General features: G+C 62.3%; 14 protein-coding genes. 6 read left to right on the top strand and 8 right to left on the bottom strand.

Going from position 1 to position 14,437, the window contains the following annotated elements; all coding sequences use genetic code 11:
* Positions 1–53 precede the first annotated feature (53 nt).
* The 5 genes from AB8W27_RS00555 to paoA form a co-directional block, all read right to left on the bottom strand.
* Positions 54–602 carry an NTP transferase domain-containing protein gene (locus AB8W27_RS00555; RefSeq protein ID WP_015742906.1) on the bottom strand — a complete coding sequence of 183 codons (549 nt, stop codon included), beginning with the start codon at positions 600–602 and terminating at the stop codon, positions 54–56.
* Positions 602–1,537 carry an XdhC family protein gene (locus AB8W27_RS00550; RefSeq protein ID WP_015742907.1) on the bottom strand — a complete coding sequence of 312 codons (936 nt, stop codon included), beginning with the start codon at positions 1,535–1,537 and terminating at the stop codon, positions 602–604. Before AB8W27_RS00550 ends, AB8W27_RS00555 begins: the two co-directional genes overlap by 1 nt.
* 70 nt (positions 1,538–1,607) lie before the next feature.
* A complete protein-coding gene (gene paoC, locus AB8W27_RS00545) occupies positions 1,608–3,806 on the bottom strand; it encodes an aldehyde oxidoreductase molybdenum-binding subunit PaoC (protein WP_015742908.1) in 2,199 nt (732 codons plus the stop codon).
* A complete protein-coding gene (locus tag AB8W27_RS00540; RefSeq protein WP_041924053.1) occupies positions 3,806–4,759 on the bottom strand; it encodes a xanthine dehydrogenase family protein subunit M in 954 nt (317 codons plus the stop codon). The genes paoC and AB8W27_RS00540 overlap by 1 nt, the downstream gene beginning before the upstream one ends.
* The gene (gene paoA, locus AB8W27_RS00535; protein ID WP_015742910.1) at positions 4,756–5,334 is read right to left on the bottom strand and encodes an aldehyde dehydrogenase iron-sulfur subunit PaoA; all 579 of its coding nucleotides are present in this window, start codon (positions 5,332–5,334) and stop codon (positions 4,756–4,758) included. The genes AB8W27_RS00540 and paoA overlap by 4 nt, the downstream gene beginning before the upstream one ends.
* Positions 5,335–5,519: 185 nt before the next feature.
* On the opposite strand from paoA, the gene AB8W27_RS00530 reads away from it, so the two are divergent.
* A complete protein-coding gene (locus AB8W27_RS00530) occupies positions 5,520–6,569 on the top strand; it encodes a glycosyltransferase (protein ID WP_041924054.1) in 1,050 nt (349 codons plus the stop codon).
* Between the two features lie 2 nt (positions 6,570–6,571).
* Here the strand turns inward: AB8W27_RS00530 and AB8W27_RS00525 are convergent, their stop codons facing one another.
* Positions 6,572–7,483 carry a LysR family transcriptional regulator gene (locus AB8W27_RS00525; RefSeq protein ID WP_015742913.1) on the bottom strand — a complete coding sequence of 304 codons (912 nt, stop codon included), beginning with the start codon at positions 7,481–7,483 and terminating at the stop codon, positions 6,572–6,574.
* 247 nt (positions 7,484–7,730) lie between these two features.
* On the opposite strand from AB8W27_RS00525, the gene AB8W27_RS00520 reads away from it, so the two are divergent.
* The 5 genes from AB8W27_RS00520 to AB8W27_RS00500 all read left to right on the top strand — a co-directional run bounded on the left by AB8W27_RS00520 (position 7,731) and on the right by AB8W27_RS00500 (position 12,387).
* A complete protein-coding gene (locus AB8W27_RS00520) occupies positions 7,731–8,960 on the top strand; it encodes an MFS transporter (RefSeq protein ID WP_049787179.1) in 1,230 nt (409 codons plus the stop codon).
* A 34-nt stretch (positions 8,961–8,994) separates the two neighbouring features.
* Positions 8,995–10,041: an NAD(P)-dependent alcohol dehydrogenase gene (locus tag AB8W27_RS00515; protein WP_041924055.1), complete on the top strand. Its 1,047-nt coding sequence runs from the start codon at positions 8,995–8,997 to the stop codon at positions 10,039–10,041.
* 51 nt (positions 10,042–10,092) lie between these two features.
* On the top strand, positions 10,093–11,121 hold the full coding sequence (locus tag AB8W27_RS00510) for an alpha/beta hydrolase (protein ID WP_041924056.1): 1,029 nt from the start codon (positions 10,093–10,095) through the stop codon (positions 11,119–11,121).
* An 82-nt stretch (positions 11,122–11,203) separates the two neighbouring features.
* Positions 11,204–11,608, top strand: coding sequence for a cupin domain-containing protein (locus tag AB8W27_RS00505; protein ID WP_015742917.1), 405 nt, complete (start codon positions 11,204–11,206; stop codon positions 11,606–11,608).
* 128 nt (positions 11,609–11,736) lie between these two features.
* The gene (locus AB8W27_RS00500) at positions 11,737–12,387 is read left to right on the top strand and encodes a CPBP family intramembrane glutamic endopeptidase (RefSeq protein ID WP_015742918.1); all 651 of its coding nucleotides are present in this window, start codon (positions 11,737–11,739) and stop codon (positions 12,385–12,387) included.
* Here AB8W27_RS00500 and AB8W27_RS00495 read toward each other — a convergent pair whose 3' ends face one another.
* Positions 12,388–13,749 (bottom strand): heavy metal sensor histidine kinase, encoded by a 1,362-nt coding sequence (locus AB8W27_RS00495; RefSeq protein ID WP_041924057.1) that lies wholly within the window; start codon positions 13,747–13,749, stop codon positions 12,388–12,390.
* The gene (gene hprR / locus AB8W27_RS00490; protein ID WP_015742920.1) at positions 13,742–14,422 is read right to left on the bottom strand and encodes a response regulator transcription factor HprR; all 681 of its coding nucleotides are present in this window, start codon (positions 14,420–14,422) and stop codon (positions 13,742–13,744) included. The genes AB8W27_RS00495 and hprR overlap by 8 nt, the downstream gene beginning before the upstream one ends.
* Positions 14,423–14,437: the final 15 nt, after the last annotated feature.

Here is a 14,437-nt window from a genome sequence, read left to right as displayed (position 1 = left end):
ACGCCGTCAGATTTTACGCATTTGACCGACATGTTCGTAAAGTCTGCACGGCGTTAATTGTGATGTGGTTCCGCCGCCAGTAAATCCGCAGGCACGTCGATATCCTGCACGATGCCCGCGTCGTTTAACGCAAGCGTCAATACGTCTGCGCGCGCCCGCGCCGCCCGCACAATGGCTTTGGCGCCCTCATCGCCAGAAAGCGCGGCAAGCGCGTCGAAATATTCACGCCGGAAGCCGACCGGGTGTCCGTGACGTTGCTGGTAGTGCGGCACCACGACGGGCTTTTCATTCAGCGCCGTAGCCACCTGTCGCAGCGACGCGGCCGTTATCAGCGGCAGATCCCCCGGCAGGATCAGCCAGCCTGCGGCGGCTGGCGTCGCTTTCACGCCGAGCGCGATAGAACCGCCCATGCCGTCAGTGCCGCCTTCCGGCCTGACCAGATGCCACGGCAGACCCGACGCCTGCGCCGCCGCCAGCACGTGTTGCAACACCGGTTTGCCCGCCAGCAGCGCCTCCAGCTTGTGCGTTGTCCCGCCACCCGCGCGAAAGCGCTCGCCCTTTCCGGCAGCGAGAATAATGATGACCGGCTGGGCTTCGGGCATCAGCCTGCGGCCTCACGGTTGAGGCGCGCCGCCGCAACATCGGCAAGAATCGACAGCGCCAGCGACTGCGCGTCGCGGGCTTGCGGGAAAATACCGATCGGCGCTTTGATGCGGGCGATGTCCTGCTCGCCAAAGCCCCGCTCGCGTAACGCCGTTGTGCGTGCGGCATGGGTGCGCTGGCTGCCGAGCGCGCCGATATAAAATGGCGCATCAGCAAGCGCCGCCTCAAGCACCGGTAACTCGCGGTCAGGATCGTGAAAAAGCACAATCACGGCGGTATCGCTGTCTATCTGCGCGCAGATTTCCTGCGGGTGAGTACCGTCATTCACCTGCACCTCGTAGCCTGCCGCCCGCGCGATACTGGCGGTGGCTTCCGCCTCCACGGAGCGGCCAAAAATGATGACCTGCGTGCAGGGCGTGTAGCGCACGTCAAAGGCGTCGTCGCGCCAGCCGGTCTTTTGTACCGGCAGCACGCTTTGCAGCGTCTGCGTGGAAGGGTGATAACGCAGCCCCGCCGGTTTGCGCTGCGCCAGCGCGTTTAGCACCGCCAGCAGCGGCGTCGCCGCACGTAGCGGATGAATCGCGAGCGTAATGCCGCCGCCGCACGGCAGCACGATATCGAAATAAGGCGAGCCTTCGCCATATTTCACCAGACGGTCTTCGCCGCAGACGATCGCCTCCAGCGCCTCGTAAGCCGCTGCCGCCTCCACGCAACCGCCGGAAACAAAGCCGCAATATGCGCCGTCATCGCGCACGGCCATCTGCGCGCCCAGCGCACGTGACGAGCCGCCGCGGATTTCCACCAGCGTGACCAGCGCCGCCGCCATGCCTGCGCGAAGCGCCTGCGCCGCAAATCGCAAAATCGCGGTGCTGTCGTCGGTCAGGAACGCCGCTTCAGGTCGCGCCTGTTCTGTCAGCAGGGATTGTTGCAGCACCTTTTCTCATCCTTTTGTCAAACTGCGATACGGTTCGGCTGGCGACGCGCGGCCGCCAGCCGTCGCGTCCTCAGGCGAACTCTGGCAGCCCCTCAAGCAGCTTATCCAGCGTGATGGGGTAATCGCGCACGCGCACGCCGGTGGCGTTGTAAATGGCGTTCGCGATAGCGGCGCTGACGCCGCACAGGCCCAGCTCGCCCACGCCTTTGGCTTTCATCGGCGACGACACCGGATCGGTGTCTTCAAGGAAAATCACCTCCTGCGTCGGGATATCGGCATGCACCGGCACCTCATAGAGCGCCATGTCGTGATTAACGAAAAAGCCGCGCCGCGTATCGACGAACAGCTCTTCCATCAGCGCCCCGCCAAGCCCCATCGTCATCGCGCCGATGACCTGGCTGCGCGCGGTTTTCGGGTTGAGAATGCGCCCGGCGGCGCAGACCGCCAGCATCCGGCGCACGCGCACTTCACCGGTGTTGGCCTCAACGGCCACCTCGACAAAATGCCCGGCAAACGTGGACTGCTGAAACAGTTTGTCGAGATCGCCATATTCCATGGTGTCTTCAACGGTCAGCGTGCCGTCAGCAGCCGCTTGTGCAAGCGCCGCGATGCGCCCGTCGCCCTGAATGTTGCCATCGAAAAATTCGGCGCGATTAGGGTCAAAACCAAGCTTGTTGGCTGCGGCTTCGCGCAGTTTGACGCACGCCGCGTACACGCCCGCCGTGGAGCTGTTCGCGCCCCACTGCCCGCCCGAGCCGGAAGAGATGGGATAATCGGAATCACCCAGGCGCACGGTTACGCGCTCCAGCGGCACGCCCATCATTTCGGCGGCGGTTTGCGCGATGATGGTGTAGCTGCCGGTGCCGATATCCGTCATGTCCGTTTCCACGGTCACCTGGCCCTGCGCGTCCAGATGCACGCGCGCGCCCGATGGGGTCACCAGGTTATTACGAAAGCCCGCCGCCATACCGAGCCCAATCAGCCAGTCGCCCTGGCGCACCTGCGCCGGTTGCGGGTTGCGCTGATCCCAGCCAAAGTGCGCCGCGCCGGTACGCAGACACTCCACCAGCTGACGGCGCGAGAAAAAGCGCTCCGGGTGCGCCGGGTCGACTTGCGTGTCGTTGATGATGCGAAACTCCACCGGATCGATGCCGAGTTTTTCGGCCATCTCATCCATGGCGATCTCCAGCACCATCATGCCAGGCGCTTCGCCGGGCGCGCGCATGGAGTTGCCTTCGGGCAGATCCAGCTCCGCCAGCCGCAGGCCGGTATGGCGGTTCGCGCCCGCGTAGAGCAGCTCCGTCTGGTTGGTCGCAGTCTCCGTCGGGCCGCCAGGCAGGTTGCCGGACCAGCTTTCATGAGCGATCGCCGTGATACGCCCGTCGTTGCGCGCGCCGATGCGCACCCGCTGAAGAGTGGCCGGGCGGTGGGTGGTGTTATTGGGGATAAAGGGGCGCGGCAGCATCACTTTCACAGGGCGCTGTGTTGCGCGAGCGCCAAGCGCCGCCAGCACCGCGTCGCTGCGCAGAAAGAGTTTGCTGCCAAAGCCGCCGCCGATAAACGGCGAACGCACGCGGATATTTTCAAGGGGGATATCGAGCGTTTTGGCGAGATCGCCGCGCCACCAGTTAATCATCTGGCTGGACGTCCAGAGCGTGAGTTTATCGCCCTCCCACGCGGCCATGGACGCATGCGGCTCCATCGCCATATGGCTTTGATCCGGCGTGGTGTAGGTGGCATCGAGCTGCACGGCGGCGCTTTCAAAAGCGCTTGCGAAATCGCCGACGATTTTATCAGGCGTATCGTCCGGCGGCGTGGTCACCGACGGTTTTTCCTTCGCGAGATCGTAACGCCCCGGCGCTTCTTCATATTCCACCGTAATCAGCCCGGCGGCCGCGCGCGCCTGTTCGAAGGTTTCCGCCACCACCAGCGCGATAGCCTGGTGATAATGCTCGATTTCCGGGCCGCCCAGCAGCGTGGCGGCGTTCATGTCGCCCTTACCGGGCACGGCGGCGTTTTCCGCCGTCACCACGGCCAGCACGCCGGGGGCCTGTTGCGCCGCCTGGATATCCATCGCGACGATGCGCCCTTTGGCGATGGCCGATCCCACCACGTGGCCGTAGGCGGCGTTCGGCGCTTCATCGTGCCACTCATAGGCGTAAGTGGCCTGGCCCGAGGTTTTCAGCGGGCCGTCGATGCGATCGCGCGGCTGCCCGACCACGTTCTGCTGGTCGATCGGGTTTTCTGTTGCCGGTTTTTCAAATTTCATCAGCCTGCCCTCGCTTGCGTCAGTACCGAGGCGATGGTGCGTTTCGCCAGCACCAGCTTGAATGCGTTTTCCGCCGTCGGCTGCGCATCGGCGAACAGCGCGTCACAGACCGCCTGCGCGCCGTGGGGCACCTGCGCATCCGCGCCCTCAAGCCGCCAGGGTTTATGCGCCACGCCGCCTACCGCCACACGTCCGGTGCCGTCTGGCTGCACAATCGCCGCCACCGACACCAGCGCGAACGCGTAAGAGGCACGGTCGCGCACTTTGCGGTAGATATGCGTCCCGCCCGCGGGCGGCGGCAGGGTGACGGCCGTAATGAATTCGCCGGGCTCAAGCGCCGTTTCCAGATGCGGCGTATCGCCAGGCGCGCGGTAAAATTCCGCGACCGGAATGCGGCGCGCCTGGCCGTTCGGGTTGATGGTTTCCACCACCGCGTCCAGCAGGCGCATGGCGACCGCCATATCGCTCGGGTGCGTGGCGATACAGGCGTCGCTCGCGCCTACTACGGCTAACTGGCGACTGTAACCCTGCATGGCGGCGCAGCCGCTACCGGGCTGGCGCTTATTGCACGGCTGGTTGGTATCGTAGAAATAGGGACAACGGGTGCGCTGTAACAGGTTTCCTGCCGTGGTCGCGCGGTTGCGTAACTGCCCGGACGCCCCGGCCAGCAGCGCGCGTGAGAGCACGGCGTAATCGCGGCGCACGCGTTCATCTGCCGCCAGATCGGTATTGCGCACCAGCGCGCCGATCCGCAGCCCGCCCTCTTGCGTGGGTTCAATCGTGTCCAGCGCGAGATCGTTGACGTCAATAAGATGCACCGGCGTTTCTATCTCCAGTTTCATCAGGTCAAGCAGGTTGGTGCCGCCCGCGATGAATTTTGCGCCCGGCGTGCGCTGCGCGCTGGCCGCCGCCTCTGCGGGCGTCGCGGCGCGTTCGTAAGTGAAAGCTTTCATGAGGATCCGCTCCCGGCGACATCTTCGATCGCAGCAAGAATATTGGCGTACGCGCCGCAGCGGCAGATATTGCCGCTCATCCGCTCGCGGATCTCATCGGCGGTCATTTCCGGGGGCGAGACTAAATCGTGCGTCACATGGCTTGGGATGCCCGCGTCGATTTCTTTAAGCATCGCGACCGAGGAGCAGATCTGCCCCGGCGTGCAATAGCCGCACTGAAAACCGTCATGCTCCACAAACGCCGCCTGCATCGGATGCAGATTCTCCGGCGTTCCCAGGCCCTCAATGGTGGTGACGTCGGCATCCTGGTGCATCACCGCCAGGGTCAGGCACGAGTTCACGCGCCGTCCGTCGATAATGACCGTACATGCGCCGCACTGGCCGTGATCGCACCCTTTTTTGGTGCCGGTGAGCGCCAGATTCTCGCGCAGCGCGTCCAGAAGCGTCGTGCGGGTGTCGACGTCCAGTTGCCGGGTTTCGCCATTCACCTTCAGCCTCAGCGCGACATATTGCGGCGGCGGGCCGCCTGCATCGCGCAGATGCCCGTGGTGTGTTTCATCGCCGTGGTTGCTCATGCCAGGCCTCCAGTATTGTCAAAGTGAAAAGATCGTCGCCGCTGCGATGCCGCGCGGCTTTTTTTATAACGTAGAGTTAATAATAGACGGCGCTGACGCGCTGGCAGGGGCCGCTAAAAAATTGCCGCCCGCCGCCGATACCTCTGGTATCGTGAATTCCCCCGAAGCCGCCTGAACCTGACGCTATGATTTCCATCTGCATGATCGTGAAAAACGAGGCAAAACATCTTGCCGACACACTGGCCACCGTCGCCGCGCATTTTGACGATATCGTGATTGTCGATACCGGCTCGCAGGACGACACCAGAGCCGTCGCGCGGCGCTTTACCGACAAGGTGTATGACTTCGCGTGGGTGGACGATTTCGCGGCGGCGCGCAACGCCTCGCTGGCGTACGCCCGTTATGACTGGGTGCTGGTGATTGATGCCGATGAATCCATAACGGCGGTAGATATTCCAGCGCTACAGGCGCTTATCCATGCGCACCCGGACGGCGTCGGGCGCGTGGAGCGAATTAACTACATTGATGAAGGCGACGGGGTAACCACCCTGCGCGAGCGGGTGTCGCGCCTGTTCCCGAAGGCGCGTTATCACTATCAGGGCGTGATCCACGAGCAGGTGACGCCACGTGAAGGCCACATGCCAGGCGAGAGGTTCCCGGCGCCCTTGACGCTCGATCACGTCGGCTATAAAAAAGCGGTGTTGCAGGAGACGGATAAAATCACCCGCAATATCCGCCTGCTGGAGCGGGCGTTGCAGACGCAGCCGGACGATCCTTATCTCTGGTTTCAGCTTGGCAAAAGTCATTTTCTCAAACGCGACTACGCCCCGGCGACAGACGCGTTTCGCAACGCGCTGAGTTATGAGCCGAATGTGGCGCTGGAGTATGTCGAAGAGCTGGTCGAAACGCTGGGCTATGCGCTGATTAATCAGGGCGACTACGCGGCGGCTCTGAGCATTCTCGATTACGAACGCTGGTATACCTCCGCCGATTTTCTGTTTCTTAAGGCGCTGATTTTGATGAATAACGGCCAGCTACAGGCGGCAGTAGACACCTTTTTACACTGCACCCGTATGCCGGAGGGCAGCAAAGCGGGCGTGACCAGTTTTAAGGCCTGGTACAACATCGGGGTAATTCTTGAAATCTCCGGCATGACGGCGGATGCGCAGACGTTTTATGAGGAGTGCGGCGAGTATCCCCCTGCGCGGGCAGGCCTGGCGCGACTGAGCGCCTGACGCTACGCCTTTTTCGCTTTCCGGCTTCCGGTCTCTTTCAGCGCCTCGACTACCATTGAAAAGGCCGGAGAAGGCTGCTTTCTGCTGGGATAATAGAGGTAATAGCCGGGAAACGGCGCACACCACGTCTCCAGCACGCGCACCAGATTGCCGGCATTAAAATGATCGTCGAATTCCCCTTCCGGCAGAAACGCGATGCCCAGCCCGTCGAGCGCGGCATGAACGATATGCGATGACGTGTTAAATATCAGCTGGCCGTCAACGCGCACATTTACCGGCCCGTCCTTATCGTCGAACTCCCAGACATACAGCCCGCCCGCGCTGGTCATGCGCAGGTTAATACAGTTGTGATGCACCAGATCGTGCGGCGTTTGCGGCACCGGATGCGCGGCAAAGTACGCTGGCGACGCGGCGGCGGCCATCCGCATCGGCGGGCCAATCGGCACCGCAATCATGTCTTTATCGATAGTGCCGCCCAGGCGCACGCCCGCATCGAAACGGTCTGCGACGATATCCCGGAAACCGTGGTTCGCGTCAAATTCCATCTGAATATCCGGATAATCGCGCAATATCGGCGTGAGTTTCGGCAACAAGAGCGCGTGCAGCACATGCGGGTCGCAGGTAATGCGCACCTTTCCGGCAGGCTTATCGCGCAGCGCGCTCAGCATATCGAGCTCCGCTTCGATTTCATCAAACCGGTTGCCGATGGCCTCCAGCAAACGCTCGCCCGCGGCAGTGAGCGAAATACGGCGCGTCGTGCGCGTCAGCAAACGTAACTTCAGCCGGTTTTCCAGCCCGGCAATCGCCTGGCTTAACGCCGACTGCGTCACGCCAAGTTGCGCCGCCGCGCGGGTAAAACTGCCCTCACGCGCCACAGTCACAAATGAAAACAGATCGTTCAGGTTGCGTTTCATCGCCCGTGTTCCTGCCTTGATTTATTAGCCACACTAATAACGGTGTTCAGTATTCATTAGCTAGTCACCCTACCGTACCCGTGTAAAACTTTCAGCAACAATCCGTTCTGACCTTGCGATGCTCGCTTACGCGCCGCTTCTCTTTACGGTGCCAAACATCTGCTGCGCCCGATGTTTGGCACCCAATAACACCACGGTTTTCAGCCATGCGCCGCGTTTTCACGGCGCCTGCGCTGGCGTGCGCCCCATGCAACGCGTCAGACCATTACGTATAACGCTACAGGGCCTGTTGACGATGACGAACACCCCCCATGATGACACCGGGCCGCGCGCTTACTGGAGCGGCGTGCTGGCAATGACGCTGTGCGCCTTTGCGCTGGTGGCCTCGGAATTTATGCCGGTGAGCCTGCTGACGCCGGTATCGCGTGATTTAGGCGTCAGCGAAGGGCTGGCGGGCCAGGGGATCGCGATTTCCGGCGCGCTGGCGGTGCTGACCAGCCTGTTTCTGTCACGGCTCGCCGGCAATCTCAACCGCAAGGCGTTGCTGCTGGGGTTGACGCTGCTGATGGCGCTGTCCGGCGTCATCATCGCGCTTGCGCCCGATTACCGCACCTATATGGCGGGCCGCGCGCTGATCGGCGTGGCGATCGGCGGGTTCTGGTCGCTCAGCGCCGCGACGGCGATTCGGCTGGTGCCGCGTCATCAGGTGCCGCGCGCGCTGGCGATTTTCAACGGCGGCAACGCGCTGGCGACGGTGATTGCCGCCCCGCTCGGCAGCTGGCTCGGCGCAGTTATCGGCTGGCGCGGCGCGTTCTTCTGCCTCACACCGATCGCGCTGTTCGCCTTTATCTGGCAATGGCGAAGCCTGCCTGCGATGCCTGCGCAGGGGCATAACGGGCGCGCTGGCGGCGCGCTGCGCCAGCCGCTGGTGATCGCGGGCATGGCGGCCTGCGGGATTTTCTTCATGGGCCAGTTCGCGCTCTTTACCTACGTGCGGCCGTTTCTGGAGACCGTCACCCGCGTCAATGTCTCCACGCTGTCGCTCATTTTGCTGGCAATCGGCGCCGCCGGGTTTAGCGGCACGCTGCTGATTGGCGGCGCGCTGCGCTCGGGATTCTACCGGACGCTTATCGCTATCCCTTTTTTAATGGCGGTGATTGCCGTCGCGCTGACGGGAGTTGGCCACAACCTGTCGCTGGTCGCGGCGCTGCTGTGCGGCTGGGGGCTTATCGCCACCGCCGCGCCCGTGGGCTGGTGGACCTGGGTCGCCCGGACGCTGCCTGACAACGCCGAGGCGGGCGGCGGCCTGATGGTGGCGGTTGTCCAGCTTTCCATCGCGCTCGGCTCCACGCTTGGCGGGTTCGCCTTCGACCACAGCGGCTGGCGCAGCGCGTTCTTTCTGAGCGCCGGGCTGTTGCTGCTGGCGGCCCTGCTGGCAGCCATCACATCAAAACAGGATGCCCATCCTGACATCTGAACCGTAATCCGGCTGAAAACTGAGGAGTTTCGTTATGCAAATTAACGCTATTGGCGCGCTTTCCGCCACTCAACCACTTGAACCGATGGCGATTACCCGCCGCGAGCCCGGCGAGCACGACGTACAAATCGCCATCGCGTATTGCGGCGTTTGCCACTCGGATATTCACCAGGCGCGCGCCGAATGGGCGGGCACGTTATTTCCCTGCGTACCGGGCCATGAAATCGTCGGCCGCGTCACCGCGATCGGCACGAAAGTAACCGGTTTTACGCCCGGCGATCTGGTGGGTGTGGGCTGCATCGTCGACAGCTGCAAACACTGCGAAGAGTGCGATGAAGGGCTTGAGAACTACTGCGATCATATGATCGGCACCTATAACTTCCCGACGCCGGACGCGCCAGGCCATACGCTCGGCGGTTATTCACAGCAGATTGTCGTTCATGAGCGCTATGTGCTGCGCATCCGTCATCCGGAATCCCAGCTCGCCGCCGTCGCGCCGCTGCTGTGCGCAGGCATCACGACCTATTCTCCGCTGCGTCACTGGCAGGCTGGGCCTGGGAAAAAAGTGGGCATCGTCGGCATCGGCGGGCTCGGGCATATGGGCATCAAACTGGCGCACGCGATGGGCGCGCAGGTCGTCGCGTTTACCACGTCAGAATCCAAACGCGACGCGGCGAAAGCGCTGGGCGCGGATGAGGTGGTGGTATCGCGCAATGCCGATGAAATGCAGGCGCACGCCAAAAGCTTCGATTTCATCCTGAACACCGTGGCAGCGCCGCACAACCTGGACGCCTTCACTGCGCTTTTAAAACGCGACGGCACGATGACGCTGGTGGGCGCGCCCGCGTCGCCGCATCCGTCGCCGGAAGTCTTTAACCTGATTTTCAAACGCCGCGCTATCGCGGGTTCGATGATTGGCGGCATTCCGGAAACTCAGGAGATGCTCGATTTTTGCGCCGAACACCATATCGTCGCCGACATTGAGCTTATCCGCGCCGAGGACATTAACGCGGCATGGGAGCGCATGATCAAAGGCGACGTGAAATACCGCTTTGTCATCGATACCGCCACGCTGGCCTGACGCTAAACCCGCCGGGCGGCGCCATCGCCCGGCCTTTTTGAGGATAACACCATGAAAGCTTTTACTTTGCTGTTAGGTCTGCTGGCCAGCGCGTTTGCCGCGAGCGCCGCCGATATGTCGCGGGGCGCTGATAACTTTTATGAGAGCGACAGCGTCACCCGTCAGAAAGTGACCTTCAAAAACCAGTACCAGATGAAGGTCACCGGCAATCTGTTCATGCCGAAAGAGATGAATCAACACGCCAGAAATCCGGCGATTATTATCGGCCACCCGATGGGCGCGGTGAAAGAACAAAGCTCGAATCTTTACGCCCAGAAGCTGGCGGAGCAGGGCTTTGTCACGCTCGCTATCGATCTCTCCTTCTGGGGCGAAAGCGAAGGCCAGCCGCGCAACGCTGTTTCGCCAGATATCTATGCGGAAGATTTCAGCGCCGCGGTGGATTATCTCGGCACGCGTCCGTTCGTCGATAAAAACCGCATCGGGGTGCTGGGCATCTGCGGCAGCGGCAGCTTCGTCATCAGCGCGGCCAAAATCGACCCGCGCATGAAGGCCATTGCCACGGTCAGCATGTATGACATGGGCTCGGCGAATCGCAACGCGCTTCACCATTCATTAACGCCTGAGCAGCGCCAGAAAATTATTGCCGACGCGGCAGCGCAGCGCGAGGTGGAGTTCACAGGCGGCGAAACACGCTATACCAGCGGCACCGTGCATAAAATTGATGAAAACACTTCGGCTATTGAGAAAGAGTTTTACGATTTCTACCGCACGCCGCGCGGTGAATTTACGCCGAAAGGCTCCACGCCAGCGCTCACCACGCACCCGACGCTTACCAGTAACGTGAAGTTTATGAACTTCTATCCGTTCAACGATATCGAGACGATTTCGCCGCGCCCGATGCTCTTTATTACCGGCGATCAGGCGCATTCGAAGGAGTTTAGCGAAGACGCCTATCGTCGCGCCGCGCAGCCGAAAGAACTCTACATCGTGCCGAACGCGGGCCATGTGGATTTGTACGATCGTACCGATCTCATCCCGTTCGCGAAGCTGACCTCGTTCTTTAAAGCTAACCTGAAATAATCTTGAATAACCACGAACGGGGCGGCTTCACCGCTTTTCGGCGCACAACGCCGCCTCTTCGCCGCAAAAGAGGAGTTAAATGATGACTGATATTTACCATTGTGGTTCACAGGCGTCTTACGCCGGCCCCCAGGACTGGTTTACCGGTACGGTGCGCGTCGATCCGCTCTTCCCGGCGAATGCTCCGGCGCGCGCCAGCGGCGGCAGCGTCACGTTTGAACCGGGCGCGCGAACGGCCTGGCATACGCATCCACTGGGCCAGACGCTTATCGTTACCGCCGGTTTCGGCTATGTGCAGACCTGGGGCGAGCCCGCCCGCGAAATTCGCCCCGGCGATGTGGTCTGGATCCCGCCGCATGAAAAACACTGGCACGGCGCCAGCCCGACCACACCGCTGACGCATATCGCGATTCAGGAAGCGCAGGACGGCAGCGTAGTGGAGTGGCTGGAACACGTGTCCGACGAGCAGTACGGAGAGCGCGGTTAAGCATTGCCAAAGGCCTGCGTTTCTGACGCAGGCCTTTACAAAAAAGCTTATCGGCGGGGAAAGGCCAGGTATAATCCGCCGCAGCGGGAACGGCCCGCTCTCCTTTCCTTTACCACAAGGACGTCTCGATGAACGCGCCCGCCGACAGATTTCAACATACGCTGCTTTGTATTGCCGTCGGGCTGGCCTGGTTTATGCTGCCGATGGTGGTGTCGATGCTGCCGGGTTATATGCGCATTTACCGCGCCGGGTTCGCCACGCCGCTGCTCTATTTCATGTTCTGGCTGCCATTCGCGCTGTTTTGCTGGCAGCGTTACCAGAAGCGCTTCGGCCTGCTGCCTGTGGGCGGGCTGAGCGTGCAGTCGTTGGTATTGCCGGGGCTGGCGCTGCTGGCGCTCTCCATCATTCATGGACTGTTCGGCAGGCAGGAGCCCTGGAGCGCGACGCTTTCGCAGATGTCATCCCTTAACCTTGCGCTCACGGCGGTCTGCATCTGCCTGCTGGCGCCGGTGGTGGAAGAAGTTATCTGCCGCGGCTTTTTGCTGAATGCGGGCATCGGCTGGGGGAAAACCGGCCAGACGATCGCGATGGTCGGCACGTCGCTGTTTTTCGCCATCGGCCACGCGCAGTATCAGATGCCCACCACCTTCGTCTGGCTGTTTGTTTTCTCGATAATTCTCTGCCAGGTGCGCCTTCACACTGGCAGCCTGCTGGCGCCCATCGTGCTGCATTCAGCGACCAATATTATCGGCATGATGGCGGCGCTGAAGCTCTCCTGATCAGGCCGCCGGGAACCGCAGAATAAAGCGGTTCCAGCCCGCCTCATGGTCTACTGTGGTTTCCCCTCCGTGCAGGCGCGCGATCGCCTGCGTGAGCGCCAGCCCAAGCCCGGTGCCGGGCGTGGCGCGCGCGTTATCGCCGCGCCAGAAAGGCAGAAACAGCTTTTCCGCCTCCTCGACTGGCGCGCCCTGGTTGGCGACGCTTAGCACGGTTTCGCCCGCCTCCTGAACGGCCACGATCCGCACCTCGCTGCCCATAGGCGCGTGGCGAAGCGCATTCGTCAGAAGATTAGTAAGCGCTCGCTGGAGGAGCAGACGATCGGCGAAAATCGCCCCGCTCGCCTGCACGCGAAACGTAATGTTCTGCTCCTCCGCCAGGGGCTCCAGAAAATCGGTCAACGGATAGATAAACGGCTCAAGCGCCAGCGACTCGCGCTTCAGCGCGATGTTTTGATGATCGGCGCGGGCGAGAAACAGAATGTTTTCAATAAGCCGGGTCATCTGCTCCAGCTCCTCGATATTCCCGGCAAGCAGGCTCTGATACTCCGTCACGCTGCGCGGGCGTTGCAGCGCGACCTGATTTTGCCCCAGCAGAATGTTGACCGGCGTGCGCAGTTCATGAGCGAGATCGTCGGCAAAACGCGTCAGCCGCGCAAAATCCTCCGCCAGCCGGTGACGCATGGTATTGAGCGCCTCGCCGAGCGGCAGCAGCTCGCGCGGCAGGGTCTCCAGACTGAGCGGCTGTTGCAGCGTCTCGCTGCCGGTGCGGGCGGTGGCCTCGCTGAGGCGGGTAACGGCGCGCAGCCCACGGCGGATAAGCCACGGGCTGAGCAGCGCGGCGGCGAGCGTCGCCAGCAGACACACCATCAGGCTTTCCCGACGATATTGCGCCAGCATTTGCGCGCGCTCCTGCGCCACGCGCGCCACGGTGATGATGAGCGGGCCGCGGTCATCGCTTGCCGTCAGCGCCAGCGCGCTGATAAAAACGCCATCGGGCCGCTGCCAGCGGTGCAGCGCCTGCGCGTTAACGCTCCGTCCTGGCGGCACCGGCGCAAGCGTCGGCAGCGTGACGCCCGCCTGGTTGATATTCACCAGCGTCTCGCCGTCAGCGCGCTTTATCAGCAGCAGATCCTGGCGGGTATCCAGCATCCGGTTGAAAAAGAGCGGCAGCTGGCGCGGCTCGGCGCCGTCCGTCAGCAGTTGCCGCAACTGGGAGGCGCGGTTCAGCAGCGTCTGATCGTCGCGCCAGACAAGCTCGCCGCTTAACGAGCGATAGAGCGACACCCCGGTGAGGCCGCAGGCGAACGCCACCAGCAGCGTAAAGATGAGCGTCAGGCGCAGCGTTAATGAGGGGCTACGCATCGCTCTGCTCCGGCGCGTTGAGGCGGTATCCCATGCCGCGCACGGTTTCAATCAGCTTAAGCGGGAACGGATCGTCGATTTTTTTGCGCAGGCGACGGATGGCGACATCCACCACGTTGGTTTCGCTGTCGAAATTAATACCCCAGACTTCGCTGGCAATCAGCGTGCGCGGCAGAATTTCTCCGACGCGGCTTGCCAGCAGCCACAGCAGGGTAAATTCCTGACGGGTTAACGCGATCCGCTCGCCGCCGCGGCTGGCGGCGTGGCGCGCGGTATCAAGCGTCAGATCCGCCACCTGCAGCGTCGCGGCGGCAGGCGTATGACGACGCAATTGCGCCCGCACGCGCGCCAGCAGTTCGGCGAAAGAAAAGGGCTTCACCAGGTAATCATCGGCCCCCAGCTCCAGCCCTTTCACGCGATCGCTTACCGCATCTCTGGCCGTCAGGCAGAGCACCGGCGTCGCTTTGGCGGTGCGCAGCGCGCGTAATACCTGCCAGCCGTCGAGGCCCGGCAGCATGATATCGAGGATGATCAGCGCGTAGTCGTGCTCCAGCGCCAGATGCAGGCCATCGCGCCCGTCGGCGACGGCGTCCACCACCAGCCCCGCCTCCCGCAACCCTTTTTCGAGCCACGCGCGGGTTTTATCGTTGTCTTCAATCAGCAGCAGTTTCATGGCGACAGTCTCGCA

Source organism: Cronobacter turicensis, from assembly GCF_041222865.1.
Classification (GTDB): domain Bacteria; phylum Pseudomonadota; class Gammaproteobacteria; order Enterobacterales; family Enterobacteriaceae; genus Cronobacter; species Cronobacter turicensis.
Note: the sequence above shows the minus strand (reverse complement) of the source record. Positions and strands in the feature narration are given on the sequence as shown.